Origin of the sequence: Rhizobium sp. YAF28, assembly GCF_052113285.1 — a bacterium.
Taxonomy (GTDB): domain Bacteria; phylum Pseudomonadota; class Alphaproteobacteria; order Rhizobiales; family Rhizobiaceae; genus Rhizobium.
On record NZ_JBFRCX010000008.1, the window covers coordinates 219,541 to 242,737 of the forward strand.

The window sequence follows — 23,197 nt, forward strand, 5'->3', positions numbered from 1 at the left end:
CAATGGCAAACGTCAGACAGCGCATCGTGCGGTTTCTCGCCTGGATGGTGGCAGCCGTCGTCGCGCTCGCCGTCATCGCCATCGCTGCGGTTGCGCTCATCGTCTGGTGGCTAATCGAGCCGGATGCGAGCCAGTTCGGCAATGTTGAGGACGAGGCGAAGACAGTCCATCGCAAGGTCGAGGAATTTCCCGGAGCCGGCGAGCCTTACTTCGCGGCAATGGACAAGGGCTTGCTGCTGCCGCCGGCAGCCGGCGCCGATTATCCCGACGAGATCAAGGAGGTCGCAACCGCCACCGGGCTCGATCCGGAGGCCGTCCGCAAGGCGGCGATCCGCGGACAGAATGCCTGGATCGTCTGGACCGGCGGCAACGACCGTTTCTGGGACTTCGCTGCCAGCGCGACGATCGGCGCCTTCGATCTCCTGAAGACCATCTCGTCTCATCCGACGATGGCCTATGGCCGCGACAACCGCTTCCGCTATCTCGGGCTCGTCAACGAACCCTGCTTCGACACTCCGAAGAGCGCTGATCCCGATCATTGGGGGCTGTGGATCGATCAGCGCAAAAAGGACTGCGCGGCCGACAGTTTCGGCGGCAACGCCGACGCGGATGCCCGCTATCCCGGCGTGCAGATCGGCTCGCGCGGCACCACGGTCAAGGTGAAGAACGAAGAGAAGAAAATCCCGGTCGGCTCTTATTATGGCGAACCGACGGGCGTGATGGGCCTGCGTCTCTTCCCCAATCCTGATTTCGACAGCAAGGCCGCCGAACATTGGGATGCGGTGCGCTATTACACCGATCCCTCCTATTACAACGACAAGGATCTCGTGCGTCCCTATCGCGTCGGCATGTCCTGCGCCTTCTGTCATGTCGGTCCCAATCCGATCAATCCGCCGAAGAATGTCGAGAGCCCGGCATTCCCTGAAATCTCGTCCAATCCCGGCGCCCAATATTTCTGGGTCGACCGCATTTTCTTCTGGAACACCAAACCGCGCGCGACGCCTGGGGAACCGGCCGAGAACGAGAGGAATTTCCTCTTCCAGCTGTTCCATACGAACCCGCCGGGTTCGCTCGACACATCGCTGGTCTCTTCCGATTACATGAACAATCCCCGCACGATGAATGCCGTCTACGACGTCCTGGAGCGGCTGCGCATCGGGGCAAAGACCGGCAAGGAGATCATCAAGGGGGACGAGAAGGACAACAAGCAGGCGCAGGACTATCCGCAGACCGCAGCCTTCGGTTCCCTCTACGACAAGGCGACCGGCACGGTCGCCTCGATGCGCGTCCTGAAGGACGGCGCCGATTCCGTCGGCACGCTCGGTGCGCTCAATCGCGTCTATCTCAATATCGGCCTTTTCAGCGAAGAATGGCTGCTGCACTTCCGCCCCTTCCTCGGAGGGCAGAAGATCTCGCCGATCCGTATCGCCGACGCCGAGAAGAACTCGGTCTACTGGCAGGCCACCGAGGCGATGACGCCTGACATGGCGATATTCTTCCTGGTCGCAGCCCGCGCCGATCACCTGAAGGATACGCCGGTCGGAGAAAAGGTGCTCGAAGCGCGCGATCCGGCCGAGGTCGAGCGCGGAAAGATCGTCTTTGCCGAAAACTGTGCCGCCTGCCATTCGAGCAAGCAGCCGGTGCCGGCGCCGGACCTCGGCGTCGATCAGGGCATCTGCGCAGGCGGCGGTGCCGGCCCGCATTATCGCGAATGCTGGGACCGCTACTGGGCCTGGGCGCAGTCGGATGCCTTCAAGCACGGCATGGTCAAACTCGTCACGCAAAAGGATGAGAACGGAAAGGATTTCCTCGACGGCAATTACCTGTCGACGGAACGGCGCGTGCCGATGGATGTCGTGCGCACCAATGCCTGCAGTGCGATCGCCACCAACGGTCTTTCGGGTGACATCTGGGACAATTTCACCTCCTCCACCTACAAGTCGCTGCCGCCTCCGCATGAGGTGACGGTCAATCATCCGGTTTCGGGGGCGGCAACGCCGCTACAGGCGGCAGGCAACGGGCGCGGCTATCTAAGGCCGCCATCGCTCGTCAGCCTCTGGTCGACCGCGCCCTTCCTGCTCAACAATTCCGTTGGCCACGAGGACAGCTATTACGGGACGGACTATTACAATCAGGACTATGCCGGCGGCTACGGCGCCGGTCGCGGCAGCGCCTGCCCGGCGGCGGATGCGGGCGATCCCTATCTGCCCTGCGTCGAAAACAGGCTTGCGGTCTTCGACCGGTCGATCCGCCAGATGCTCTCGCCGCAAACGCGCCGGATGGATAAGATGACCGAGGCGCCGGTGCCGGGCTATATCTACCGCACCAGCGCTCCCTCATGCCTCATCGTGCCGCCGGGCTTCGTGCCCGACAAGGTGAAGCCCTTCACCGGCCTGCTGAACAAGGTCGCCGGCTGGGCCTTCAAGAAGGACGGCTCGATCACCGTCGGCCCCTTCCCAGCCGGTTTCCCTGTTAATGCGCTGACCAACACCGAGCTGTTGCCCGACAATGATGAGGAGAGCAAATTCGCCAATTACAAGCGCCTGATCGCCAACGGCCCGGCGCTGATCGGAGCCTTCTCCGAGCTCGGCGGGCAATGCACGCCGGAGGAACTCGCAGATCCCGCCGTGCTCGCCAAAGCCGAGAAGGCGGTGCGCGACACCAAGCTCATCGATCGCCTGGTGGGCTTGAGCAAATGCCCTGACTATGTGGTCAATGGTGGGCACACATTCGGCGCCGATCTCCCGCAATCGGACAAGAATGCCCTGATTTCCTATCTGAAGCAGTTCTGACGATGTCCGGCGGGCCGACTCACGATTATATCGTTATCGGCAGCGGTGCCGGCGGCGCCGTCCTCGCCGCGCGGCTGGCCGAAGAGGGGCGGACGGTGCTCGTCATCGAGGCCGGCGGCGATCCGCTGGCGAAGGCCGACGACGGCTCCGACATGCCGCTTGCCGATGCCTGTCGCGTGCCTGCCTTTCATGCCTTTGCCTCGGAACATCCCGGCATGGCCGAGAACCATTGGGTGCGCCACTACGAAAATCAGGAAATGCAGGAGCGCGACTGGCGCTACAGCAAAGAAAAGGACGGTGTGCTTTATCCACGCGTGCGCGGGCTCGGCGGCTGCACCGCCCATCATGCGATGATCATCGTGCGGCCCAATCATTGCGACTGGAACCACATCTTTGCGATTACCGGCGACGAAAGCTGGAAGGCTTCGCACATGCAGGGCTATTTCGAGCGCATCGAGCGCTGCCGCTACCGCTTCTTCCTGTGGCGGTGGCTCGCCGCGGCAACAGGCCTCAATCCGACGGGCCACGGATGGTGGGGGTGGATGACGACGGAGCGGGCCCTGCCACTGCGGGCTCTGCGCGACTGGCCGCTGTGGCGGGCGCTGCTGCGCTGCGTCGGCGCGGCCGCCGATGCCTTCGGCAAGCGGGGTTCCGACTGGGAGACGACCGAGATCGACCCCAACGACCACCGCAATTGGAACGTCGGCGCCTGCGGCGTGCGCGTCACACCGCTTTCGACGCGACGCCACACCAGGCAGGGGCCGCGCGAGCGGCTGCTCGACGTGATGAAGCGGCACCCCGACCGCCTGACGCTTCGTCTGAACACTCTGGTCACGCGCATCGAATTTGACGGCAAGCGCGCGGTCGCGGTTCGCTGCATTAACGGGGAGGGGCGCGAGGAAATCATTCGGGCCGGCCGCGAGATCATCCTGTCAGGCGGCGCCTTCGCCTCGCCCCAGCTTCTGATGCTCTCCGGCATTGGCGATCCCGGCCATCTCGACGAGCACAATATTCCCGTCGTCGAGGCGCTTCCCGGCGTCGGGCGGAACCTGCAGGACCGCTACGAGGTCGGTGTCGTCAGCCGGATGAACGAACCCTGGTCGGCCCTCAAGGGCGTCACCTATACGACGGGCGACGCCCACTACCAGCGGTGGCGCAGATTTCGCATCGGCAACTATACGAGCAACGGTGTCATGTTTTCCCTGACGCTTAAATCCCGCGACACGCTGAGCGAACCAGACCTGCATTGCTTTTCGCTGCTGGCCGATTTCCGCGGCTATTATCCTCGCTATTCCGAGCGCATCCGCAAGCCTGATTACATGACCTGGGCGATCCTCAAGGCCTATACCGAAAACCAGGGCGGAACGGTGCGGTTGAGAAGCGCCGATCCCGCGGCCCTGCCTGCTGTCATGTTTCATTCCTTCTTCGAGGGAACAGGCAATTACGACCTCGATCTCGACGCCGTCGTCCATGCCATCCGTTTCGTAAGAAAGGTCAACGATGCGATGGACGCTCCGATCGCAAGCGAAGAGGAGCCCGGCCGGCAGAACGAGAGCGACGAGGCGCTTCGCCGCTATGTCGCGGAAAACGCCTGGGGCCACCATGCCTGCGGCACCTGCGCCATCGGCCCCCGCGAAGATGGCGGCGTGCTCGACAGCCGCTTCAGGGTGCACGGCTTCGAAGGCCTGCGCGTCGTTGACGCTTCGGTCTTTCCCCGCATTCCCGGCTACTTCCTTGCCACTGCCGTCTACATGGTCGCCGAGAAGGCGGCCGATGTCATTCTCACCGACAGCTGACTGGAAACACGCTGATGAGCGAACACCCCATCCATCGGGAAGCCAGCATCTACAATTGGCTCGGCGAACGCGTCCGGGGCTTCGTTCGATGGTGGCGGGAATTCGATGCCTGGCTGAACCAGCCGCTGCCGAAGGGGCGGCGCCTCGCGTGGCGATGGCTCGCGCCCGACGGCTATGCCTGGTTTGTGCCGCTGCTCGCGGGCATTCTGACCCTTGCCATGGCGCTCGGTCCGACCGTCGAGATGCGCTGGGGCAATCTCGGTCTGCTTGCGATCGGGTTCGCGCTTCTTTTCCTGCTGCATGCGGCAGCTAGCCGGCGAGCGGTCTTCAACCAGTATCTGCTTGCCGGACAGCTGGTGATCCTTGCGGCCCTCGCCGCGCTTCTCATCATCAATTCGCGCCCGGAAACCTACGGTATGATGACGGCGCGGCCCCGCCTGCATATCGGCGCCGCGATCGTCTGCGCACTCGTGCTTGCGCTGCCGGCGGCCTGGATGCTCTCGCGGTGCCTATTCCGCTCCAATGCAGGCGGCGGCCTTGCCGACAGCCTGCCTAAAGTGGAGCTTTTCTTGCCCAAGAATCGCTACGATTTCATGGGCCGCGGACCGATTGCCGCTCTGGTGTCGGCCCTTGTCATCGCCCCAATCCGCTATCCGGTCGAATTGCTTCTGCCCGGATCGCTGCTCACCCTGTTCGTGCCCGATCACTATCTCTGGTACGCTTTCTTGGTGACCGGTGTTGCCGCATGGATCGCCCTTTTCCTCGGCATCCTGTTCGATCGGTTGATGGAAATCCTGCAGACGATCGGGCGTCTTTTCTTCATTGGCCCGCAGCGGGTCATCAGCGTTCTCGTCATTGTCGTCGCAGTGCTTCGCCTCGCTGACGTCCATTACATCACCTATCTCTTCAATGCCGGCTCCGAAGGCTACGGCAATACGACGCTCATGCGCTATATCGCCTTCGCCTATGCCGTCGCCTGGTACTATGCCTTCTGGTGCGATCACTTCGTCGCGCGCCGGCTCATGCGTCTCATGGACAGGGAGCAGCAAGCGATCACTCCGGTCGAAATCGCTTACGACTATGAAGGCAGCGAGACCTTGAGCACGGTCCGCAACCAAGGCCGCGCGATCGCGCTGCATGGCGCGGGGCGCCTGAAGATCGAGGGCCGCTATGAGGATCAGTATCAGCGGCAGACCAAGGCCGCGTCTGACCGGGCGATCCAGTTCATGACGCCGGCGGAAGTGCTCGCGCAGTTTCGTGCCCAGCTGGAGCGCCTGCCCGCCGAGCAGGCGCCGGCCGGGGATCTGCTTGCGAGCCTGCGCAATTTCCAGCGCTCGACGCTCGTCTATCCCGCCCTCGTCGGCGCGCTGGCTTATGGCCTCATCGGCGGTCCTGCTGTCTTCAGTTTCCTGCGGGCGATCCAGCCTCCGGAACTTGCAATCCGCTCCGAACGACATGTGGGCAAGCAGCCCGCATCATTCCTATTCGAAAGCGGCCAACCCAACGGCGGCTGCGGTCCGCTCCAGCCCACAACGCCGAGAGTTGCAGTTATCGCCTCCGGTGGCGGCACGCGTGCGGCGATCTACACGGCCTCGCTGCTGCGGGGGCTGGCCGAGCACGACCAGATCTGCAACGTTGTGCTTGTCAGTGGCGTCTCTGGTGGCAGCGCTGCGCTCGGCTATTTCGCGCTTCATGAGCAGGAGCTTCGTCGGCCACGTGACAGCATGGACGTCAAGGCATGGGATGATTTTTCGCAAGCCATGGCGCTGCCCTTCATCGAACAGGTGATCGACAGTGCGAGCGATATGCGCTTCGCCTTCGGGCGCTGGCATTGGGCGTCCTCGGCCTGCCGTGAAGCTCAAAGGCCGGAGGAGGACGTGACGGGCTGGATACCGGCACGCTCGAGATTGGGCGCGATTCTCGCTGAATCCTTCGTCTGTCATATGGGTGCCGGGACGATGGGAGCGCCGTCCTTCGGCCTGATGCTCAACACCGCGATCGTCGGATCTTTTTCCGATGACAGCCCCTCCTGCCAAGCCGATCGGAGCCTTTCGCTTCCCGAGAGAGCGACGCGCTGCCGCCAATTTCTGGATGCCGCCCAGGCGGGCGGGCGGCTGGTGCTGACCAATCTTGCCGCGCCTGCGTCTCCGCCTGACGACGGATCGCTGCACATGCAGCTCGTCACACTCGACAATGCGGACATGTCGATCGCGCGCGCCGCAGCCCTGAGCGCAAACTTTCCGCCGGTCTTTCCCGATGCTGCAATCGACATCGAAGTATCCGGAGAAGCAAGGACACGATACTGGGTGACCGATGGCGGAGCGGTCGAAAACCGTGGCGCCATGACGCTCTACTACGCCATCCGCAATGCGTTCCACTCAGCGCCGCAATCACCGCAGACGCTGCCGCCGCTGCACGTCGTCATCGCCGATGTTTCAGCACCTGCCGGCCGCTATAGCGAGAGCTTCGGTTTTGGCTCGGTGCTTGGCGCCGGGGGCCAGTTGGGCCTCGGCCTCGAGACGGAGCTTCGCACGGCGATCGAGAAGCTCTATTGCGATCATAATTCTGAAGTCAGCATCCACGAGATCACCATGCCGCGTGTTTTACGAGATGGCGGAATCGGGACGCATTGGCTGCTTCCCAACTCGCTCTCGTTCACCAATCCCAAGAGCTTATCGGAGACCGAGATCCTGTCTGCCCGAGACGTCGAAACGCTGGTTCTGGCGCTGCATAGCGATGTCGCGGAAACCTATCAGGACGAGGCCGCAACCAAGAAAGTCAAACTTTGGGCTCAGCAGGACGACGTCACAAAGCATGACGAGCGGTGGAGGGATCTTCTGGCCAGTCTCGCGGAAGCAGGAGGCAAACACGGTTGCCGGGACATTCAGGGAGGAATGACGGGGCAATAGAAAAGGCAAGCCGGTGTCGCTGGCTCTCGGTTTGATCTAACACAGTGCTCGACAAAAATGTGGTTGTCCGTAGTTACGGCGAAGACATAGGTAGCGGAACCCACCTTCCGAGAGATCGTCCGCAGCATGCTTCATCCGGCGAGTTGCAGCACAACCTTTCCGAAACGGGAAGCGGCTGAGAAATAGCGCATCGAATTTGCAACGTCTGTCCAATCGAATACACGATCAATTACCGGCTTGAGGTCGAGGGCTTCTATGGCCCGGTTCATGGCTTCGAAGGATTCACGCGATCCGACAGGAATGCCGCGAACGTCTATTTGTTTTCGAAAGATATCGAGAGGATTGATCGTGCCCTGTATGCCACCAAGGTAGCCGATCACATTGATCTGGCCGCGACGGGATGCCGCCTTTAGCGACTGCTCAAAGCTTTTTGGTCCTCCGACCTCGATGATGTGGTCGACGCCACGACCGTCAGTCATATCGAGAACGGCGGCAGACCATTCCGGTGTGCGTCGATAGTTGATCCCACCAAATGCACCGAGACCCTTTGCGCGTTCCAGCTTTTCGTCGCTGCTGGAGGTGACGATCACACGAGCGCCGCTCGCGCGGGCGAACTGCAGTGCAAAAAGCGATACCGCACCGGTTCCCTGGACAAGAACGGTTTCTCCAGCCCTGATGTGCCCCTCCGTTACAAGGGCTTGCCACGCCGTAACGGCGGCGCACGGCAAGGTCGACGCTTCAATATCGCTCAGATTGCGCGGCGCGAAAACGGCTGCTTGTTCATCGAGAATTGCATATTCCGAAAGAAGCCCGTCGAGCGGGCCGCCGCGTTGGTAGGACGGTTCTGCCATCCGAAAGGAACCGCCGGTCCAGCGTTGCCAGAACGTGCTGCAGACCCTGTCGCCGATTTTGAAACGAGTTACGTCACGACCGACGGCAATCACCTCGCCGACGCCGTCCGACAAGGGGATGAGCGGCAGCCTGAATGCCGTATGATAATGTCCCTGCGCAATTTCGAGATCCCGATAGTTGAGTGCCGTTGCCTTGACGCGGATCAGGATTTCCTGGCGCTGGGGCTGTGGCATCGGGCGCTCTTGCAGTGTCAGATTGTCGAGGCTGCCTGCCTCGGTGAGGACGATCGCTTTCATCATATTTCTCCGGGTTGATTTATCCGTGCCCGCAAAATGACCTTGATATCCGTGATACTCAAATTCATAATATGCAAAATAAGTATGTGGAATGAACATGTTTGACGAGATGCGGACATTCGTGATGTTTGCCGATGAAGGATCGGTTCAAAGGGTCGCGCAACGTTTGCCGCTGACCCAGCCAGCCGTCAGTCGTCAGATCCAGAGATTTGAACAGGCACTCGGCGTCACGCTGCTCGACCGTCGGCAGAAGCCGCCGGTTCTGACGCCGGCAGGACGTGAAGTGCTGGCTCGTAGTCGCGATATTCTGACTGCTTTCGAGAACATGAAGGCCGTTGTGGCGGCGCCGGAGGCGCATGGCCTTTTCCGGCTCGGCGTGGCCAAGGGCCTTGCGCATGACAGTCTCGCCGGAGAACTCGGCTCGGTGACGGCATGTTTTCCTAAGGTGTCGATGCGGCTGAAATCGCAATGGAGCCAGGAACTTGTCGAGCAGTTCCGGTTGGGGCATCTCGATGCCGCCATCGTGTTATCCGAGCGATCCCGATATCCGCACGCCGAAAATATCGGCGACGAAAAACTGATCGTCATCGGTGCCAGCGGAACCAGCAGAGCCGATGATCCAGCGAACAGGACGTGGATATTGAGCCCAGAACCCTGCGACGCTCGCCGTTGTCTCGCAGAGTTGTTGGCCGGCCAGCGCCAGCCCCTGACGATTGCGGCCGAAATTGAGGATGCAGGTATGCAGCTCGCGCTGGTGCGCAGGGGCTTCGGTCTCGGGTTGATGCCCAGACGCCTGTTTGAAAGCTCGCCGCCACATGGCATCGAGAGGGTCAACATAAGCGACCAGGATATGCATCTGGACGTCGTGATGCTGCGCTCTCCGCATCTTGGATCCATGTCGAAGGTTGCCGATGCGATTTCGGCCGTTGCGCGCAGTTTTATCACTGGCACGCAACCCGAAATCAGCTAGACCTACGTTCTGAGGAAGCCCCCCGAGCTCACCGGATCTTCCGCCTCACGCATCATCATCCGGGCAAGCGGCGTCAACCGCTTCAGCAGCGTCCATCCGGAAAAAGCGTAATAAGATTTGATCGTCTGGAGACCGGAGTCAGATGGGGCCGCCTTCAGACTCTAGAATGGCCTAAAGTAAAAAAGGGCCGCCCTCAGCCGGATCAACCCTTCGCAGCGGCGCCAGCTTCGCCAGCACGGCGCATGAGGAGATCACGCTCCCTCTTATTTTCGGCAAGCGCGGCTGCCGCTTCAAAGGCTCGCCCCGCTTCGTCGTATCGGCCAAGCTTATAAAGAAGATCGCCGCGGACGCTGGGCAGAAGATGATAGTTCTTCAATGCAGGCTCATCGCGCAGGCTTTCAATAATGTCCAGTGCCGCCTCGGGGCCTTCGACCATGCCGATGGCCACGGCTCGATTGAGTTCGACGATCGGCGAATGCAGAAGCCCGGCAAGTTCCGCATAGAGATCGGCGATCCGCCTCCAATCGGTTTCATCGGCGCTCATCGCTTTTGCGTGACATGCGATGATCGCGGCCTGCAGGGCATAGATCCCGCCAGCACCGTCAAGCTCCTGAGCCCGCATCAACGCCTTCAACCCGCGCTGAATCTGCAAGCGATCCCAGCGGCCGCGATTTTGTTCGAGCAGCAGGATCGGATTGCCGGCCGCATCCGTGCGCGCCGCAGCACGGGACGCGTTCAGCTCCATCAAAGCCAGCAAAGCGTGCGCCTCCGGCTCCTGCGGCGCCACTGACGTTAGGACGCGGCCCAACCGCAGCGCCTCATTGCACAATTGCAGCCGAAACCAGTTGTCGCCGCGGGCGGCCGTGTAACCCTCGTTGAAGATCAGGTAGATGACCTCAAGCACCGAGGCGAGACGTTGCGACAGCTGCTCGCCATGCGGTGTCTCATAGCCCAGCCCCGATTCAGACAATGTCTTCTTGGCGCGGACGATGCGTTGGGCGATCGCCGCTTCCGTCACCAGAAATGCCCGGGCGATTTCTGATGTCGTCAGGCCGCAGATCATCCGCAAGGCCAGGGCCACACGCGCCTCGCGCGAGATCAGCGGATGGCACGCCGTGAATATCAGGCGCAACATTTCATCGCCGATATCGTCATCCAGAGGCGTGTCTAGATCTGGCATGATCTGCTCTTCTGCTTCCATTTCCCGGATAATCATCTCGTGCTTCTGATCCAGCATCCGGCGATGCCGCAGATGATCGAGCGCCCGACGCTTGGCAGTGGTCATGAGCCATGCGCCGGGCCGCTCGGGGATTCCCGTCTTCGGCCATCGTTCCAGGGCGACAGTCAGCGTTTCCTGGGTCAGATCCTCGGCCAGCGGCACGTCACGCAGCAATCGTGCCAGGCTGGTGATAAGCCGCGGCTGTTCGATCCGCCAGACCGCCAGGATCGTTTGATGGGTGCCGGCGGCCGTCACGGCCGTCCGTCCCGATTACAGGTCGAGAGGATCATGCCCTTGCTTCGGCAAGAGGGTCGCAGATCCCCTCTGCACCCGGTTCAAAATAGGCGCGCACTTCACACGTGCCTTCCCAGCCGGGCATGAGATCCTTGTGCAGCTGCATGAACTCGACTGCCAGCGCCACGGCCTCCTCCTTGCTTTGCAGTTCGAAGATCGCATAACCGCCGACGACCTCCTTGGCCTCGACGAAAGGCCCGTCGATCACATTCAGCTTGCCCTCACGGATCGTGACGCGGGCACCGGTCGCGAGCGGCATCAGCCCTGCGGTGTCGAGCATGCGGCCGGCCTTGATTTCCCGATCGGCAAGCTTGCCGATAGCCTCGCCAAGCTCCGGCGTCGGATGCATGAAATCGGTAGATGTGACGATAGACATGAAACGCATTGGAAGATCCTCCGGTAGCGAGACGCCGGCACCATTGCCGCTGAACAAGCCCGCTCATATTGACAACGAAGCAGCCATTCGCAAATCGACAATAATCTTGAAAAATCGGATTGGAGCAAAGCGCCGTCAAACCTGCATGGTCCCCGGAGCTCTTCAAGATCGCCATAAACGAATTCACCGCAGAAAATCCTTGGATCGAACGATCCGCCAAGCCATCGCTGCGCTTTTGACTTCCACTGGGCTCCTTGCGACAACCAGCGGAATAAATGTCGTAGTTCACAAGAACGTCCGATCCTGGACAGATCACGCCACGTCGAAGGCTGGCCTTTCCTGGCGCGAGTGGGTAAATCCTCGCTGCTGATCACAGGAGCCCAGCGCATGAACGATACAATCAAGATCGATAACCGCGGCGATTTCGGACTATGGGCAATCGAAATGGCCAAGCAAATCGTTGGCGACCAGGGCTTCGAGCTTGCAAGGGCAGCGCGGGACGGCACCGATGACGATGTTCGCCAAGCCGGAAACGCGCTGGGTCAGGCGATCACCAACGCGCTCATGGATGTCTATGATGGCCTTCTTGAGGGCGTGCCCGAGGAATGAACTGTCAGGTCTGTTGAGCCTTGATTGTCACCCAATAAGTGGCCGGTGCTACCTGGGACCTCTCCGCTGCCCAAACCCAACGGGGTGGCGGGACCATTGCTTGCGCGCTATTCCAGGGGAACGAACAGGCCGAGCTTGACGTCTCGCAGCACGACATTCGTGTGCATGCGGCGGATCTGCGGGTTTTCCGCCATGATCAGGGCCGCGATGTCGTCATAGTGCTCGACGTCGCGGGCGGTGACGATCGCGATCAGATCGACCGCACCTGTGACGTAATAGACCTGCTGTATGTGATCCTGCTTCTCTGCCCAGAGGCGGAACTTCGCCAGCGCGTCGTAATTGTCCCGCTCGATCTCCATCCCGACGATGAACACCATCGATGTCGCCGTCGCCTTGCGGTCGACGACGGCCACCTCCGCCTTGATGATCCCTTCCTCGCGCAGGCGCTTCAACCGCCTCTGCACGGCCGAGACCGATAGCCCGACCCGTTCGGCGATCGTTTCGGCTTTCAGCTGGCAGTCGCGCTGAACGATATCGAGAATGTCACGGTCAAAGCGATCCAGTTGTTCCATTGTTCAGTCCAATTCTTGCCGCGGCACTTCACGCATTCTGCCGCATTTGCCGCACGGGGAAGATTATTTTGCACAAAATATGCAGAATGGATGAAAATTGCGCGAAAAAACCGCGTTATTTTATCATTATCCTTCGCAAATTCAGTTCAGCCGGAACCATGCATGTCGGATCAACCCTTTCCTGCTCTTCGCGTCGAAGATCTTCATAAAAGCTTCGGCTCGCAAGAGGTTCTCAAGGGTATTTCGGCGCAGGCCCACAAGTCCGATGTGATTTCGATCATCGGTTCGTCGGGCTCCGGTAAGAGCACCTTCCTCAGATGCATCAATTTCCTGGAAATGCCGGATCGTGGCCGGATTGCGGTCAACGGCGAGGAGATTGTGCTGAAGATCGGTCGGGGCGGACGGCCGCAGCCGCGCAGCTGGCGGCAGATCGAGCGGGTGCGGACCGGGCTGGGGATGGTCTTCCAGAGTTTCAATCTCTGGGCCCATCGGACGGTGCTGGAAAATGTCATCGAGGCGCCGGTGCACGTCATGGGCATTTCGCGGCGCGAGGCCATCGAAAAGGCCGAGGCACTGCTCCACAAGGTCGGGCTCTTCGATAAACGCGACGTCTATCCCGCTTTCTTATCCGGTGGTCAGCAACAGCGCGCGGCAATCGCAAGAGCGCTCTGCGTGAACCCTGATGTCATGCTGTTTGACGAGCCGACATCGGCGCTTGATCCGGAGCTGGTCGGCGAAGTTCTGAAGGTCATCCGTGATCTCGCGGAAGAAGGCCGGACCATGCTGATCGTCACGCATGAAATGCGCTTCGCCAGGGATGTCTCGAGCCGTGTTCTCTTCCTGCATCAGGGACGGATCGAGGAAGAAGGTCCGCCGGAGCAGATATTCGGGGCGCCGGTGAGCGCCCGCTGCCGGGAATTTACCGGTCTGCGCGCCCACTGATGCGCGAACTCTCGTCGACAACACAAACCAGGAGAATCCTGCGAATGAAACTGCTCCCCACGCTTTTCGCCGGCGCGGCACTCGTGCTTTCCGCCGTCACCGCACAGGCCGAAGTCCGCTTCGGCGTCATGAACGAATCCTATCCGCCCTTCTTCGCCAAGGACGCGTCGGGCCAATGGCAGGGATGGGAAATCGACCTGATGAATGCCGTTTGCGATGAGATGAAGGAGAAATGCTCGATCGTCGACATTTCCTGGGATGGTCTCATTCCGGCTCTCCAGAGCAAGAAGTTCGACGTGATCTGGTCGTCGATGTCGAACACCGCGGAACGCTCGAAGGTGATCGACTTCACCGACAAATATTACAACACGCCGAGCACCTTGATCGGTCCCAAGGGCCAAAAACCGGGTGCCACTGCCGAGGACGTGAAGGGCAAGACCATCGGCATCCAGGTGTCGACGATCCAGTCGGAATATTACAAGAAGTATTTCGCCGAGGCTGCGGAAGAAAAAACCTACCAGACGCTCGACGAGGCTTTTCAGGATCTCGCCTCCGGCCGTATCGACTATGTCTTTGGCGATTCACTGGCGCTTGACGCTTTCCTCAAGAGCGATGGCGGCAAGGATTGCTGTGCCAAGATGGGTGACGTCACCGACGACAAGGAAATTCTCGGCGCCGGCGTTTCGGGTGGCCTGCGCAAGGAAGACACGGAGCTGAAAGCCAAGCTGAACACGGCCATCGCTGCGGTCCGGGCCAGCGGCCAGTATGACGCCATCACCAAGAAATACTTCGATTTCGACATCTACGGCGCAAAGTAAGCAGTCCTGATAATGGCGACCACGCAACAAGGTATTCTGGACCTGCTGTCTCCCTATCCTCCGGGATGGGGCGGCGTTCTTCTGGCAGGTGCGGTCTCCACGGTCGCCATCTCGGCTTGCGCCTTCACGATCGGCCTGCTGCTCGGCACGGGTGGTGCGCTTGGAAAGCTTTCGGGCAATCGCGGGCTCCGCTTGCTGCTCGATTTCTACACCATGGTGATCCGCGCCGTTCCGGAGCTGATCCTGATCGTCGGGCTTTATTATGCCGGCACCGATGGCCTGAACCGGCTCCTGGCCGCCTTGGACCTGCCACCGGTCAATGTGAACGGCTTCGTCGCGGCCGTCATGGTGCTGGGCTTCGTGCAGGGTGCCTACATGACGGAGGTACTGCGCGGCGCGATCCTCGCCATTCCTGTCGGCCAGATCGATGCCGCCAAGGCCTTCGGCATGGGACCGGTGTTGAGGTTCCGCCGGGTCTTGCTGCCGGCGCTCCTGCCAAACGCCCTGCCGGGTCTTGCCAATCTGTGGATGTCGGTCACCAAGGACAGCGCACTGGTCGCGGTCGTCGGCTACCAGGAGCTGGCGCTCGCCACCCGTCTTGCCGGGGCAAGCACCAAACACTACTTCGTCTTTTTCCTCGCTTCGGCCCTTCTCTATCTCGCCATCACGCTCGTTTCCAACGTCATCGTCAAGCTGATCGAGGGACGGGTACGGCGAGGGCAGCCGCGCCTTGCCTGAAGAAAGCGCCCCATGAGTTTCACCTGGATCTCTTCCTATTGGCCGCTGCTTCTGACAGGCGCCTGGCAGACGGTTTGCCTGCTGGTGATCTCCGTGATGTTCGGCTTTGTCATCGCCATCGGTCTCGCCTTCGCGCAGGTCAGCGGCGGCGGGCTGACACGGCTGCTCGCCCGCAGCTACTGCACCTTCTTCCGCGGTACACCTCTATTGATACAGCTATGGCTCCTCTACTACGGGGTGGGCTCGCTGCTCCCCATGATCCCCGGCATCCGCCAGAGCCTGTTCTGGCCAGTCTTGCGCGAGGGCTTCTTCTTTGCCGCCGTCAGTTTCACGCTGAACTATGCCGCCTATGAGGCAGAGGTGTTGCGCGGCGCGCTGCTTGCAGTTCCCAAGGGCGAGCTCGAAGCGGGCCGGGCCTTCGGCCTTTCACCCTGGATGCTGACCCGCCGCATCTGGCTGCCGCGTGCCATTCGCATCGCCCTGCCGACGATTGCAGGAGAGATCGTCATGCAGCTCAAGGCGACACCGCTCGCCTTTACGGTGACGGTGATGGATCTCTACGCCGTGGCAAACAAGGTTCGGCAGGACACGCTGCTCGTCTATGAACCGCTGCTGGTCGTCACCCTCTTCTATCTCGCGCTGACCGCAGTGATCGCCCGCGTCTTTCGAGGTCTCGAAGCGCAGGTGCCGGTCCGCCGCTAGGCCGACGTAAAAGGACTGGCTCATGAATTCCCTGGCGCACGAACCACGCGCAACTCGCCCACTTTGTTATGAAAAGCCCGCCGCCGCTGACGGCGAGACAGACTGAATGGAGACCTCTTCGTGAGCACGACCCGAATTCTCGATGGCGGCATGAGCCGTGAACTGGTGCGGCTGGGTGCCGAACTGAAACAGCCGGAATGGTCGGCATTGGCTCTGATCAACTCGCCGGATATCGTGCGCAAGGTACACCAGGAATTCATCGCCGCCGGGTCTGAGGTCGTTACGACAAACAGTTATGCGCTCGTGCCCTTTCACATCGGCGAAGACCGGTTTTGGAAGGAAGGGCCGGCGCTGATCCGTCTCGCAGGTCGCCTGGCGCGCGAGGCAGCCGATGCCGTTACGGATCGGAAGGTGCTGGTCGCCGGTTCGCTGCCGCCGATCTTCGGCTCGTACGAGCCGCAGAATTTTCAGCCTTCGCGGGTGCAGGATTATCTCGAGGTGCTTGTCGAAAACCTCGGTCCCTTCGTCGACATATGGCTCGGCGAGACGTTGAGCCTGATTGCCGAGGCAGAGGCTGTCCGCAAGGCGGTGGCGACATCAGGCAAGCCGTTCTGGATTTCCTTCACCGCGGCGGATGACGCGGCAGCCATGAAGGGCGGAGAACCGAAGCTCCGCTCCAACGAAAGGGTCGAGGACGCGGCATCCTGGGCGGCATCATCGGGTGCTGAAGCCCTCCTGTTCAATTGCAGCAAGCCCGAGGTCATGCAGGCGGCAGTGGAGACGGCAGCAAGCGTGTTCCGGAAGATGGACGCTCACCTCGAAATCGGCGTCTACGCCAATGCCTTCGAAGGGGAACAGGGCGATGCAGCCGCCAATGAAGGCCTGCACGACACCCGCAACGATCTGAATGACGATGTCTATTCGCGTTATGCCTGCTCCTGGGTCGAAGCGGGTGCGACAATAATCGGCGGCTGCTGCGGCATCGGTGCTGCTCATATTCATCGCTTGAGGAAGACGTTTTTGGATTGAAGCACCCGCCGAAATCGCTCATAGCCTGGGAATTGGCAGCGGCAGCATTGCTTCAGCGGCTCCTTCCGTTGCTGGTCTGACCCAGCCGATAGGCGAACTGGGCCCGACTGAGCCCGAGCATACGGGCTGCCCGTGCTACGTTGCCATCTGCTTGCCGGATGGTCATCTGGTAGATCTGGCGGTTAAGATCATCGATGGCGAAGCCACCTCGCTCGATTGTCTGCGCCAGAACGGCCGCCAGTGCTTTATCTGTTGCCAGAGGTTATGGCAGCATTCCCATATCCTCGGCCACGGTTTCGAGCGTCGATGCAGTCACCCGATCTTGCTTCGCGGTGAACGATAATGTTGTCGGAAGCTCCCAGTCTGGCAGTTCGAATCTCATCAAGACATCACGCGAGGGGGGCGGGGCAGAGGCTCGATCGGATTGCACATCAGCGTGAGATTGCAGACCGGCATAGCCTGCATGAACCCGAAACTTCAGTCTGATCCCCCGTGCCGCTTGTTCAAGGATGCTCCATAAATCCGGTCATCGCCCAGGCCGGGTCCGTTGGCGTAGTGGATGTCATTGGAGAGCGTTCGTAAACGCCTCACCTTTCTCGGAAGGTCTTCAGCAATGCGATATTGGAGACATGCACATCTTCATAGGCGGGGATGTAGATCAGCGCGCCGCTTTTCACATCCTCGCTCACCGCTTCGGCCAGAGGCTTGCGCCAGATCTCCGGCTCTGGCGCCTCGTCACTCATCGCCTCGACATACCGGATCGTGGCGTCAATGAAGGAAGGCTCGTAGCCGCCTGCCAAAATACGATCCGGATCGCCATGGCAGGGGAGGATACGGGCGATGGGAAAGGAGCGCAGACGTTTCAGTTCTTCCAGATGCTGCGGCAGGGCGGCGGCATCCGTTATGTAGGTGACTGTGTCCTCGAGCGTGTCGCCGGCAAACAGAAGCCGCTCCTCGGGCAGCCATAGGATCGTCGCATCGGGACTATGGATGTTGAACTCGTGAAGTTCAACCGTGCGGCTTCCGACCGTGATCGACCGGCTGCCGTCGAACAGGCTGTTCGGCATGATGACAGGATCGATCTTCGGCAGGCGGGCGGCGATGCGCGGTTTTTCCGCTTCGAGAAGCCGGGCGGTCGCGCCATTCGCGACGATGATGCAATCGGCAAATACCTCGTTGCCGGCGATATGGTCGTTGTGAAAATGGCTGAGGACGACCGTGATCTTCGAGATGTCTCGCGCTTCCAGATGGGCGCGGATGGCGCGGGCATGGTCTAGGCTTATGTGGGTGTCGTAGACCAGCGCCTCATTGCCATCGACGATCGCATAGGATGCGATGCCGAGGCTGAAGGCGCCGTCGTCGAGCCAGTTGGGCCCTTCCGAATAGAGCCGCTTGCCGGCGATGCGCCCGTCATAATAGGCGAATATGCCTGGATATGGTTCGAATATGCGGAAGTCGTCAAGCATGCCCTTCATCCGGTTCCTCCTGGACATCAGCCTTTACATTATGATGAGCGGGGTGCTTCAGCGCGCCCAGGTCGCGTCCCAGAAGGACTGCGGATCCTTTGCCAGCACGTCGGAAATCGTCGGTGCCGGTCCCGGAATACGCTTGCCGCCGGTGCGTTCGCTGAGTTCCGCCTTGGCGGTAGCGATCGTTTCCGGCGATGCCAGCAATGTGATTGCGCCCATGGCAAGCGCTTCCGACGCCATCAGCGGCCCCGGACTGCTCGACGAATGTCCTGACAGCGCCGTCCATGCCCAGTGATGGATCGGCACATTGTCTGGATAGGCCCAGTTAACCCGTCCGAGCGGGATATGCCAACTGATGTCGCCGTCATCCTGGCCGTAATAATCGATGCCAGTGTCGAAATATTCGAGTTCACGATGCAGCTTGAAAGGTTTGCCGGGATCACAGGCGGCGGAAAGCTGCTCCATCCATTCGATATCGGCTTCGGTCCAGCGCGGCGGGCCGATTTCCCTCAGGCACGTATCCAGCACACGTCCGACGGTGTCATTGCCGAGATAACCGCGGCAATTGGCGATCTGCTCGGCCACCAGTTCAACGCCTTGTTCGGCAGCGATCCGGCTGTAGGTGTCGAGCATCAGCTGGTAACCTTGCTGCACTATGTCGAAGTCATGATGTCGGACGGAGGACCAGAGGCGCACTTCCTCAGGCGTCACGCCGGGTGTGATGCCCGCGAAGCGATAGACGTGCTTCAGCTGCAGGCCGGGAACCTCCTTGCGGAGGCCGTCGAATTCCGCATAGGCGGCTTCTGCGGCCAGCAGTGCGTTGCGGGTGGCGGTCTTGCCGCCATGGGCGCTTTCGCCGATGAACTTGAATTCGCCACTCGCCATGGCGTGGCATGGCCGGGCAAGCGAGCCGTTCTGGTAGTCGCCGTGCGAGGTCAGGACGAGGTCGAGCCCGTCAAACAGGCCGGCCGCCTGCAGCGCAAGCTTGCCCCAACCGATTTCCTCGGCCGGGCAACCGACGATGACGATCTCGCCGGGCAGGCCGAGTTCGATCATCGCCTTTGCGGCGGCGATGCCGGCGCCGGTATTGGCCGGGCCGATGTGATTGTGGCCGCAGCCATGGCCGGGCAGGCGACGATTGCCCCGCCGGTAGGGAACCGCGTCATTGTAGAGGCTCGGCAGCGCATCGTATTCGATCAGGATTCCGACTGTGGGGCCGTCGCCTTTGGCGATGCGGGCGATGAATGAGGTCGGCACGCCGCCGACGCCGCGCTCGACCGAAAAACCGTGCCGTTCGATGAAGTCGCAGAGGATCGCCTGCGACTTGTATTCCAGCGCCGGCAGTTCCGGCACTTTCCACATCTCGGCAAACAGTTGCTCGATTTCTGCGGCAAGCCCCGACCAGATGCGGCGTGTTTCCGTCTTCAAGCGATCCTGCATGTCAGGCAGCCTTCCCCTGTTTGAAAGCGAGGAATGCTTCGTTGATCTCTGCAGCGGTACGGCGGGCGCCATGCTGCAGATATTCCATATTGGCGAGCGCGGCGTCATGCGCCTCGATCGAGGATCCCGCGACGCAATCCTCGACGACGCGGCAATGGTAATCGGACTGGTGGCCATCCGCGAAGGTATAATGGACGCAGATATTCGTGAGGCCGCCGACGAGGATCAGCGTCTCAGCTTTCAGGCCACGCAGCAGGATCTGCAGGTCGGTACCGATGAAACCGGAATAGCGGCGCTTGACGATCACGTAATCGTCGTCACGCAAGCCGACTTCCTCGGCGGCGATTTTGGTGCCCTCCCAGTCTTCGCGCAGGTGCATGTCTTCGTCGCCATCCATTTCGCGGCCGTAATCGACGCCGCTCTTGCGGTGGCTTTCCTGCAGGAAGATGATCGGCACGCCACCTTCGCGGGCGGCATCGATGACGGTACGGGCCTTGCGCATGCGCTCGATGATGCCCGGCATAAGAGGGATCGAGCCGTCATCGTCGAAACCGACTTTCTGGATGTCGACGACGATCAGGACCGGCTGGCCGACGATCATGGGATTTTGCTTCTTTGGCATGGGATGCTCCTTCGATCTAGAAACGTGCGCCGAGAAGTTTCGGAAGATTGCCCAGGCGAGCAACGGTGATGAAGCCGAACAGGCCGATCAGCATGAACAGGACGGCGCCGACGCACATGGTCGGCGAGAAGCCGGTGCGCATGTTGGAAAAGATCTTGACCGGCATCGTCTCGGCGGTGAAACCCGCCACCATGAAGGCAATCACATATTCGTTGAGGCTGAAGATCGCGACAAAGATGAAACTCGAGATGACGAAAGGCAGGACCATCGGTATGGCGACAGTTCTGAGGATATCGTTTTCGCGCGCGCCCATCGTCCGGGCGGCCTCGACGAGTGACTTGTCGATCCCCGAAAAGCCAAGTGAGATCATCACCAGCGGCACGGCGATGAAGGTCACGGCATGGCTGATGACGATGTTCTCGATCTGGCCGACATGGCGGACCGTACCCCAGAACAACAGGAACAGGACAGCGATGACGACGGGCGGCAGGATGAAGGGAACGCCCGCCATTCCGGCCAGCAGTTTTGCAAAGCGCGAATTTGTCTTCCACTGCATATAAGCGATCGGAAAGGCGACAGTGATCGTCAGAAGCGAAGAGGCGATCGCGATGACGACGGAGCGCAGGAAGGCCGAGGTCCATGCCGGGTCTTCCATGAAGGTCCAATACCAGCGCAGGCTGATATTCTGCGGCGGAAAAGTCATCTGCGCTGTGGTGTTGAAGCTGACGCCTGCAACGATGATGAGCGGCGCCGCCAGGAAGAAGGCCAGGCAGAGGAGGAAGAACTGGCGCACGAGCTTGAGAGCAAACCGGCTCGTGACGTGTATCCTTTCCCGCCGATGCGGTTAATCACCAGGATCATCGCGCCGGTGACCAGCATCAGGAAGACTGCGATTGCGGAGGCCTGCGGCAGGTTCTGGGCGGAATTGGCGACTTCGCTGATGATGACGCCGATCGTCCAATTGCTCGGGCCGCCGAGCACGAGAGGCGCGACATAAGCACCGATCGTCATCACCACAGTCGTCAGATAGGCGGTGGCGATCGGTTTGCGCATCAGGGGCAGAAGCACGTTGAAAAAGGCCCGGGTCGGAGGCGCCCCCATGGTGGACGCCGCTTCCATATAGGAGGCATCCATGCGCGACAGGCCGGGATAGATGGTCATCACGTTAAAGGGGATGACGACATAGATCAGGCAGCTGACGACGGCATAAAAGCTCGGGGTCAGCGATACCGGCTTGTCGAGGAAGCCGAGGAAGACGGCGATGTTCGATATACCGACCCGCTTGGAGAGAATGATCTGCCAGGAGAAGGTGATCAGCACTTCGGAGAGCGCAAGCGTCGTCAGCAGACCGATCAGCCAGACGATCTGCGCCTTGCGGCTCATCCGGGTGATGAAATAGGTCGCCGGGAAGGCGATGATCATGCTGAGCGTGGCGACCGTCAGCGCAAGCCAGAGCGAGAAAGCGAGCCCGTTCATCACCATCGGCTGGAACAGGCTTGCCATCGCTTCGAGCGACCAGCCGCTGCCCTGGTAATAGGCGGGATCGACGCGGGCGACACTGACGCGCAGCAGAAGCACGAAGGGCACGCCGAAAAAGGCGACGATCATGAAGAACGGCCAGGCGAGACCGAGCGCCACCGACAAGCGCTGCCGGTTCATGCCTTCTTGTCCGGATACGCGCGACATGGTCAGTCCTCCAGCACAGTCACCGATCCCGGTGCGAAGGAAATGGAAAACTCTTGGCCGCCGTCGAGTTCAGCCCAGGCGGCCGGGGCGAGCGAAGCGACCACCTGACGGTCACCGCTTTCGAGAAAGACTTCGACGCTCGAGCCGAGGTCGCGCACGAAGGTGACTGTTCCGAAGGGGCCGTCGCTGCCGGCGGCCGACCGGCTGATGAGTGTGCTTTCCGGCCGAGCGCAGACCGTCACGCGATCTCCGGTCTTCAGCGCGGCGGAAGCGGGGCTGGTGGTAACGACGCTTTCGCCAATCCGTACATGCTCGCGATCGACGAGAATGCCCTCGGCAATATTGCTCTGGCCGATGAAGTCGGCCACGAACCGGTTGACCGGCTTGCGGTAGATATCGATTGGGCTGCCGACCTGCTGCACCTTGCCATGCGCCATGACGACGATCTGGTCGGCAATGGTCATCGCCTCACGCTGGTCGTGCGTGACGAAGATCGTGGTGATCTTCAGTTTCCGCTGCAGCTGCCGCAATTCGACCTGCATATGGTCGCGCAGCTTCGCATCGAGCGCCGACAGCGGTTCGTCCATCAGGAAGAGAAGCGGCTCCTGGGCCAGCGCGCGGGCAATCGCAACGCGCTGCCGCTGGCCGCCGGAGAGCTGATCGACCCGCCTCGACTGCATTCCGGGCAGATCGACCAGCTTCAGAAGCTCGTCGATCCGCTCCTGTTTATGGTGCTTCGCCATCGTGCGATAACGAAGGCTGTAGCCGACATTACCGGCCACATCGAGATGCGGGAACAAGGCAAGAGCCTGGAACACCATTCCGAAGTTGCGTTCGTTCGTCGGAATTCCGGTGATGTCGCGACCGTCAAGACGTACCGTGCCGCTGCTGGGCTGTTCCAGACCGGCGACGATGCGCATCAGGGTGGTCTTGCCGCAGCCGGACGGGCCGAGAAAGCAGACGAACTTGCCCTGTTCGATGGCAAGCGAGACGTCGGAGACGACCGTGTTTGCACCGAAGGACTTCGTGAGGTGTGAAATTTCCAAGCCTTGCATCATTCCGTCCA

Annotated in this window: 21 protein-coding genes; 10 read left to right on the forward strand and 11 right to left on the reverse strand. The window is 60.9% G+C overall.

Going from position 1 to position 23,197, the window contains the following annotated elements; translation table 11 throughout:
- Positions 1 to 2: 2 nt before the first annotated feature.
- Genes AB4Z13_RS19865 through AB4Z13_RS19875 form a run of 3 tightly spaced genes read left to right on the forward strand, consistent with a single transcriptional unit; the run spans position 3 to position 7,497 of the window.
- Positions 3 to 2,792 (forward strand): hypothetical protein, encoded by a 2,790-nt coding sequence (locus AB4Z13_RS19865; protein WP_442206583.1) that lies wholly within the window; start codon positions 3 to 5, stop codon positions 2,790 to 2,792.
- A 2-nt stretch (positions 2,793 to 2,794) separates the two neighbouring features.
- Positions 2,795 to 4,588, forward strand: coding sequence for a GMC family oxidoreductase (locus AB4Z13_RS19870; protein ID WP_442206584.1), 1,794 nt, complete (start codon positions 2,795 to 2,797; stop codon positions 4,586 to 4,588).
- Positions 4,589 to 4,602: 14 nt separating this feature from the next.
- Positions 4,603 to 7,497, forward strand: coding sequence for a hypothetical protein (locus AB4Z13_RS19875; RefSeq protein ID WP_442206585.1), 2,895 nt, complete (start codon positions 4,603 to 4,605; stop codon positions 7,495 to 7,497).
- Between the two features lie 131 nt (positions 7,498 to 7,628).
- Here AB4Z13_RS19875 and AB4Z13_RS19880 read toward each other — a convergent pair whose 3' ends face one another.
- Positions 7,629 to 8,744, reverse strand: coding sequence for a zinc-dependent alcohol dehydrogenase family protein (locus AB4Z13_RS19880; RefSeq protein WP_442206586.1), 1,116 nt, complete (start codon positions 8,742 to 8,744; stop codon positions 7,629 to 7,631).
- On the opposite strand from AB4Z13_RS19880, the gene AB4Z13_RS19885 reads away from it, so the two are divergent.
- The gene (locus AB4Z13_RS19885; RefSeq protein ID WP_162747928.1) at positions 8,743 to 9,615 is read left to right on the forward strand and encodes a LysR family transcriptional regulator; all 873 of its coding nucleotides are present in this window, start codon (positions 8,743 to 8,745) and stop codon (positions 9,613 to 9,615) included. The two genes, AB4Z13_RS19880 and AB4Z13_RS19885, sit on opposite strands and share 2 nt — an antisense overlap.
- A gap of 202 nt (positions 9,616 to 9,817) precedes the next feature.
- Here AB4Z13_RS19885 and AB4Z13_RS19890 read toward each other — a convergent pair whose 3' ends face one another.
- Both AB4Z13_RS19890 and AB4Z13_RS19895 read right to left on the reverse strand, forming a co-directional pair.
- Positions 9,818 to 11,089: an RNA polymerase sigma factor gene (locus tag AB4Z13_RS19890; protein WP_442206587.1), complete on the reverse strand. Its 1,272-nt coding sequence runs from the start codon at positions 11,087 to 11,089 to the stop codon at positions 9,818 to 9,820.
- Positions 11,090 to 11,120: 31 nt separating this feature from the next.
- Positions 11,121 to 11,513 carry a YciI family protein gene (locus tag AB4Z13_RS19895; RefSeq protein ID WP_113320821.1) on the reverse strand — a complete coding sequence of 131 codons (393 nt, stop codon included), beginning with the start codon at positions 11,511 to 11,513 and terminating at the stop codon, positions 11,121 to 11,123.
- Positions 11,514 to 11,891: 378 nt separating this feature from the next.
- Here AB4Z13_RS19895 and AB4Z13_RS19900 point away from each other — a divergent pair, with 378 nt between their 5' ends.
- Positions 11,892 to 12,113, forward strand: coding sequence for a hypothetical protein (locus AB4Z13_RS19900; RefSeq protein ID WP_442206588.1), 222 nt, complete (start codon positions 11,892 to 11,894; stop codon positions 12,111 to 12,113).
- A 107-nt stretch (positions 12,114 to 12,220) separates the two neighbouring features.
- Here AB4Z13_RS19900 and AB4Z13_RS19905 read toward each other — a convergent pair whose 3' ends face one another.
- Positions 12,221 to 12,685: an Lrp/AsnC family transcriptional regulator gene (locus AB4Z13_RS19905; protein WP_113320823.1), complete on the reverse strand. Its 465-nt coding sequence runs from the start codon at positions 12,683 to 12,685 to the stop codon at positions 12,221 to 12,223.
- 162 nt (positions 12,686 to 12,847) lie between these two features.
- On the opposite strand from AB4Z13_RS19905, the gene AB4Z13_RS19910 reads away from it, so the two are divergent.
- The 5 genes from AB4Z13_RS19910 to AB4Z13_RS19930 all read left to right on the forward strand — a co-directional run bounded on the left by AB4Z13_RS19910 (position 12,848) and on the right by AB4Z13_RS19930 (position 16,914).
- On the forward strand, positions 12,848 to 13,627 hold the full coding sequence (locus AB4Z13_RS19910) for an ATP-binding cassette domain-containing protein (RefSeq protein WP_113320824.1): 780 nt from the start codon (positions 12,848 to 12,850) through the stop codon (positions 13,625 to 13,627).
- Between the two features lie 44 nt (positions 13,628 to 13,671).
- Positions 13,672 to 14,445 carry a transporter substrate-binding domain-containing protein gene (locus AB4Z13_RS19915; RefSeq protein ID WP_442206589.1) on the forward strand — a complete coding sequence of 258 codons (774 nt, stop codon included), beginning with the start codon at positions 13,672 to 13,674 and terminating at the stop codon, positions 14,443 to 14,445.
- A gap of 12 nt (positions 14,446 to 14,457) precedes the next feature.
- Entirely contained in the window at positions 14,458 to 15,183 is a 726-nt protein-coding gene (locus AB4Z13_RS19920) for an ABC transporter permease (protein ID WP_442206590.1), read from the forward strand.
- Between the two features lie 12 nt (positions 15,184 to 15,195).
- Positions 15,196 to 15,885 (forward strand): ABC transporter permease, encoded by a 690-nt coding sequence (locus AB4Z13_RS19925; protein WP_113320827.1) that lies wholly within the window; start codon positions 15,196 to 15,198, stop codon positions 15,883 to 15,885.
- 120 nt (positions 15,886 to 16,005) lie between these two features.
- On the forward strand, positions 16,006 to 16,914 hold the full coding sequence (locus tag AB4Z13_RS19930) for a homocysteine S-methyltransferase family protein (protein ID WP_442206591.1): 909 nt from the start codon (positions 16,006 to 16,008) through the stop codon (positions 16,912 to 16,914).
- Between the two features lie 52 nt (positions 16,915 to 16,966).
- On the opposite strand, the gene AB4Z13_RS19935 is transcribed toward AB4Z13_RS19930, so the two are convergent.
- The 7 genes from AB4Z13_RS19935 to AB4Z13_RS19965 form a co-directional block, all read right to left on the reverse strand.
- Positions 16,967 to 17,173: a helix-turn-helix domain-containing protein gene (locus AB4Z13_RS19935; RefSeq protein ID WP_442206651.1), complete on the reverse strand. Its 207-nt coding sequence runs from the start codon at positions 17,171 to 17,173 to the stop codon at positions 16,967 to 16,969.
- Between the two features lie 328 nt (positions 17,174 to 17,501).
- The gene (locus AB4Z13_RS19940; protein WP_442206592.1) at positions 17,502 to 18,389 is read right to left on the reverse strand and encodes an MBL fold metallo-hydrolase; all 888 of its coding nucleotides are present in this window, start codon (positions 18,387 to 18,389) and stop codon (positions 17,502 to 17,504) included.
- A gap of 48 nt (positions 18,390 to 18,437) precedes the next feature.
- On the reverse strand, positions 18,438 to 19,823 hold the full coding sequence (locus tag AB4Z13_RS19945; RefSeq protein ID WP_442206593.1) for an amidohydrolase: 1,386 nt from the start codon (positions 19,821 to 19,823) through the stop codon (positions 18,438 to 18,440).
- 1 nt (position 19,824) lies between these two features.
- Positions 19,825 to 20,445 (reverse strand): cysteine hydrolase family protein, encoded by a 621-nt coding sequence (locus tag AB4Z13_RS19950; RefSeq protein ID WP_113320833.1) that lies wholly within the window; start codon positions 20,443 to 20,445, stop codon positions 19,825 to 19,827.
- 16 nt (positions 20,446 to 20,461) lie between these two features.
- Positions 20,462 to 21,148 (reverse strand): ABC transporter permease, encoded by a 687-nt coding sequence (locus AB4Z13_RS19955; protein WP_442206594.1) that lies wholly within the window; start codon positions 21,146 to 21,148, stop codon positions 20,462 to 20,464.
- Positions 21,145 to 22,131: an ABC transporter permease gene (locus AB4Z13_RS19960; protein ID WP_442206595.1), complete on the reverse strand. Its 987-nt coding sequence runs from the start codon at positions 22,129 to 22,131 to the stop codon at positions 21,145 to 21,147. Before AB4Z13_RS19960 ends, AB4Z13_RS19955 begins: the two co-directional genes overlap by 4 nt.
- 2 nt (positions 22,132 to 22,133) lie before the next feature.
- Positions 22,134 to 23,186 carry an ABC transporter ATP-binding protein gene (locus AB4Z13_RS19965; protein ID WP_442206652.1) on the reverse strand — a complete coding sequence of 351 codons (1,053 nt, stop codon included), beginning with the start codon at positions 23,184 to 23,186 and terminating at the stop codon, positions 22,134 to 22,136.
- Positions 23,187 to 23,197: the final 11 nt, after the last annotated feature.

Excerpts from the sequence above, each read along its gene's own strand:
- AB4Z13_RS19865 (WP_442206583.1), top strand. The coding sequence starts at position 3 with ATGGCAAACGTCAGACAGCGCATCGTGCGGTTTCTCGCCTGGATGGTG.
- AB4Z13_RS19870 (WP_442206584.1), top strand. The coding sequence starts at position 2,795 with ATGTCCGGCGGGCCGACTCACGATTATATCGTTATCGGCAGCGGTGCC.
- AB4Z13_RS19875 (WP_442206585.1), top strand. The coding sequence starts at position 4,603 with ATGAGCGAACACCCCATCCATCGGGAAGCCAGCATCTACAATTGGCTC.
- AB4Z13_RS19885 (WP_162747928.1), top strand. The coding sequence starts at position 8,743 with ATGTTTGACGAGATGCGGACATTCGTGATGTTTGCCGATGAAGGATCG.
- AB4Z13_RS19880 (WP_442206586.1), bottom strand. The coding sequence starts at position 8,744 with ATGTTCATTCCACATACTTATTTTGCATATTATGAATTTGAGTATCAC.
- AB4Z13_RS19895 (WP_113320821.1), bottom strand. The coding sequence starts at position 11,513 with ATGCGTTTCATGTCTATCGTCACATCTACCGATTTCATGCATCCGACG.
- AB4Z13_RS19900 (WP_442206588.1), top strand. The coding sequence starts at position 11,892 with ATGAACGATACAATCAAGATCGATAACCGCGGCGATTTCGGACTATGG.
- AB4Z13_RS19905 (WP_113320823.1), bottom strand. The coding sequence starts at position 12,685 with ATGGAACAACTGGATCGCTTTGACCGTGACATTCTCGATATCGTTCAG.
- AB4Z13_RS19910 (WP_113320824.1), top strand. The coding sequence starts at position 12,848 with ATGTCGGATCAACCCTTTCCTGCTCTTCGCGTCGAAGATCTTCATAAA.
- AB4Z13_RS19915 (WP_442206589.1), top strand. The coding sequence starts at position 13,672 with ATGAAACTGCTCCCCACGCTTTTCGCCGGCGCGGCACTCGTGCTTTCC.
- AB4Z13_RS19920 (WP_442206590.1), top strand. The coding sequence starts at position 14,458 with ATGGCGACCACGCAACAAGGTATTCTGGACCTGCTGTCTCCCTATCCT.
- AB4Z13_RS19925 (WP_113320827.1), top strand. The coding sequence starts at position 15,196 with ATGAGTTTCACCTGGATCTCTTCCTATTGGCCGCTGCTTCTGACAGGC.
- AB4Z13_RS19940 (WP_442206592.1), bottom strand. The coding sequence starts at position 18,389 with ATGAAGGGCATGCTTGACGACTTCCGCATATTCGAACCATATCCAGGC.
- AB4Z13_RS19945 (WP_442206593.1), bottom strand. The coding sequence starts at position 19,823 with ATGCAGGATCGCTTGAAGACGGAAACACGCCGCATCTGGTCGGGGCTT.
- AB4Z13_RS19950 (WP_113320833.1), bottom strand. The coding sequence starts at position 20,445 with ATGCCAAAGAAGCAAAATCCCATGATCGTCGGCCAGCCGGTCCTGATC.
- AB4Z13_RS19955 (WP_442206594.1), bottom strand. The coding sequence starts at position 21,148 with ATGACTTTTCCGCCGCAGAATATCAGCCTGCGCTGGTATTGGACCTTC.
- AB4Z13_RS19960 (WP_442206595.1), bottom strand. The coding sequence starts at position 22,131 with ATGTCGCGCGTATCCGGACAAGAAGGCATGAACCGGCAGCGCTTGTCG.
- AB4Z13_RS19965 (WP_442206652.1), bottom strand. The coding sequence starts at position 23,186 with ATGCAAGGCTTGGAAATTTCACACCTCACGAAGTCCTTCGGTGCAAAC.